This window comes from Streptomyces odonnellii, assembly GCF_000981895.1.
GTDB lineage: Bacteria > Actinomycetota > Actinomycetes > Streptomycetales > Streptomycetaceae > Streptomyces > Streptomyces odonnellii.
On record NZ_LATD01000325.1, the window covers coordinates 1 to 3,143 of the forward strand.

Genomic DNA, 3,143 nt, shown 5'->3' on the forward strand with positions numbered 1-3,143 from the left:
ACGTCAAGGTCTGGACCAATGGCCATGGATACCCGGCGACCGTGGGCCCGGCCGTCGGCGCCGCAGCGCTCAGCGCAGCAGGACCCCCGCGCCCTCGCCCGTCGCCTCCGTGGGCAGCGCCACCAGCCCCAGGTCCGCGCTGGTGGCGAGCAGCGGATGCGAGGGCAGCACCCGGACCGTGTAGCCGTACGGGCCGGTACGGTCCAGGACGAGCGGCCCCTCGTACACCCAGCGCCCCTCCGGATCCGGCCCGCCGGCCGGCTTCAGCGCGTACGCCCGCGCGTCCACGAGTGTGTCGTCGGAGCCCACCCGGCCCGCGACGGCCTGCACCTCCACATCGTCCGGGCGCAGTTCGCCCAGCGCGGCCCGGACCCGCAGGGAGAGCGTGGAGCCCAGCTCGGCCGCGCCTCCCGCGGCGGTCGCCGCGACGGCCTCCACATGGTCGACCGACACATAGGGCCACAGCGTGCGCATGCGGTACTTCCACGACGCCAGCTCCGCCGCGGTCGCCGCGTCCATCGCGCGGTGGGCGTGGGCGGCGGGCTCGTACAGCCGCTCCACGTACTCGCGCACCATCCGTCCCGCGAGCACCTTCGGCCCCAGCGTGACCAGCGTGCTGCGGACCATCTCGATCCAGCGGTCGGGCAGCCCGTCCGCGCCCCGGTCGTAGAAGCGCGGCGCGACCCGATCCTCGATCAGCGCGTAGAGGGCGTTCGCCTCCAGCTCGTCCCGGCGGTTCTCGTCGGTGGCGGCGTCCGCGGTGGGGATGGCCCAGCCGAAGTCCGGCTCGAACCACTCGTCCCACCAGCCGTCCAGGACCGACAGATTGAGGCAGCCGTTGAGCGCGGCCTTCATTCCGCTGGTGCCGCACGCCTCCAGCGGCCGCAGCGGATTGTTCAGCCAGACGTCGCAGCCCGGGTAGAGCTTGCGCGCCATGCCCATGCCGTAGTCGGGCAGGAAGACGATGCGGTGGCGCACCCGCGGGTCGTCGGCGAACCGCACCAGCTCCCGCACCAGCCGCTTGCCGCCGTCGTCCGCGGGATGCGCCTTGCCCGCGACCACGATCTGGACCGGCCGCTCCGGGTCGAGCAGCAGATCGGTCAGCCGGTCGCGGTCGCGCAGCATCAGGGTGAGCCGTTTGTACGAGGGGACGCGGCGCGCGAAGCCGATGGTCAGGATGTCCGGGTCGAGGACTCCGTCGATCCAGCCCAGCTCGGCGGCCTGGGCGCCGCGCTGGAGCCAGGACGCGCGCAGCCGCTGCCGTACCTCCGTGACGAGCTGCTCGCGCAGGATCCTCCGTACGTCCCAGAGATCGGCGTCCGGCACCGCGGGCGACAGCGTCGCGTCGGGACCGCCGCCGGACAGCCGGGCGATCTCGGGTGCGACCCAGGTCGGCGCGTGCACGCCATTGGTCACGGAGATGATGGGCACCTCCTCCGCGTCGAAGCCGGGCCAGAGACCGGCGAACATCTCGCGGCTGACCGCTCCGTGCAGGGTGGAGACGCCGTTGGCGCGCTGGGCGAGGCGCAGGCCCATCACGGCCATGTTGAAGAGATTCGGCTCGCCGCCGGGGAAGCTCTCCATCCCGAGACCCAGGACGCGCTCGGCGGCCACGCCTGGCAGTTCGCCGTCCTCTCCGAAGTGGCGGGCGACCAGATCGCGGTCGAACCGGTCGATCCCGGCGGGGACCGGGGTGTGGGTGGTGAAGATCGTACCGGCCCGGACGGCCTCCAGGGAGGCCTCGAATCCGAGACCGGTGTCGACGAGTTCGCGGATGCGCTCCAGGCCGAGGAATCCGGCGTGGCCCTCGTTGGTGTGGAAGACCTCGGGCGCGGGATGGCCGGTGAGCCGGCAGTACGTACGGACCGCGCGGACCCCGCCGATGCCCAGCAGCATCTCCTGGAGGAGGCGGTGCTCGCTGCCGCCGCCGTAGAGCCGGTCGGTGACCTCGCGCTCGGCCGGGCCGTTCTCCTCGACGTCCGAGTCGAGCATCAGCAGCGGGACACGCCCGACCCGCGCCTGCCAGACATGGGCCCGCAGGGTGCGCCTGCCGGGCAGGGCGAGGGCGACCTCGGCGGGGGTGCCGTCCGCCTCGCGGAGCAGGGTGAGCGGGAGTTCGTTGGGGTCGAGGACCGGATACTGCTCCTGCTGCCAGCCGTCCCGTGACAGCGACTGGCGGAAGTAGCCGTGGCGGTAGAGCAGGCCGACGCCGATGAGCGGTACGCCGAGATCGCTGGCGGCCTTGAGATGGTCGCCGGCGAGGATGCCGAGGCCGCCGGAGTACTGGGGCAGGGCCGCGGTGATCCCGAACTCGGGCGAGAAGTAGCCCACGGCGGCGGGCAGCCCGGCACCCTGCCGGTCGCGCTCCTGGTACCAGCGGTCGCCACGCAGATAGGTGTCGAGACCGGCCGCGGCGTCGGCCAGCCGGCCGAGAAAGGAACTGTCCGCGGACAGCTCGGCCAGACGGGCGGCGGAGACGGATCCGAGCAGCCGTACGGGGTCGCCGTCGGCGGCCCGCCAGTCGGCGGGGTCGACGGATTCGAAGAGCTCTCGGGTCTCGGTGTGCCAGGACCAGCGCAGATTGCGGGCGAGGTCGCCGAGCGGTTGGAGTGGTGCGGGCAGGACGGGGCGGACGGTGAACCGACGGATTGCCTTCACGTGTTCCACCTTCGCAGGGACCTACGAGTCAGGGCGGGCGCACCACGGGTGTGCGGTCCGCCGTCCCTCCGACGGTAGTCCTCCCGCGCCGTAGGCAACCACGGCGCGTTCGCGCATTCACGTCCGGCGCTCCACGCCCCAGGGCGTGTCTTGTGGATCAGGCTGGGTCAGGGAGCGGGGTCTGGTGCCGTGGATCGCAAGGCGGAGGAGGGAGTCCACGCGGAGCGTCGGCGACTGACGACAACGCGGCGAGGCGCGGTGCCAGGGCACGCGAGCCCAGCAAGATCCACAAGAGACGCCCTAGATGAATGAGTCCGATGTTCTCAGTGGTCGAAGGCGATCAGGGATCGTTTGGTCTTGGCGCCGGTGGTCCAGTTGTGCCAGATGGCGGCTGCGAGGGCGAGGAGTCGTTGGCCGGTGCGGGCGAAGACTCCGGCCGGGGTCCTGCCGCCGTGCTGTTCCAGGCTGAGCTGGCCCTTGAGGGT

General features: G+C 72.3%; 1 protein-coding gene and 1 pseudogene. Both read right to left on the reverse strand.

What is annotated here, in order from left to right:
* Positions 1–69: 69 nt before the first annotated feature.
* Positions 70–2,658, reverse strand: coding sequence for an alpha-glucan family phosphorylase (gene glgP, locus WH07_RS27755; protein WP_046505719.1), 2,589 nt, complete (start codon positions 2,656–2,658; stop codon positions 70–72).
* A gap of 323 nt (positions 2,659–2,981) precedes the next feature.
* A pseudogene (locus WH07_RS27760) lies at positions 2,982–3,143 on the reverse strand (IS982 family transposase); the annotation flags it as partial.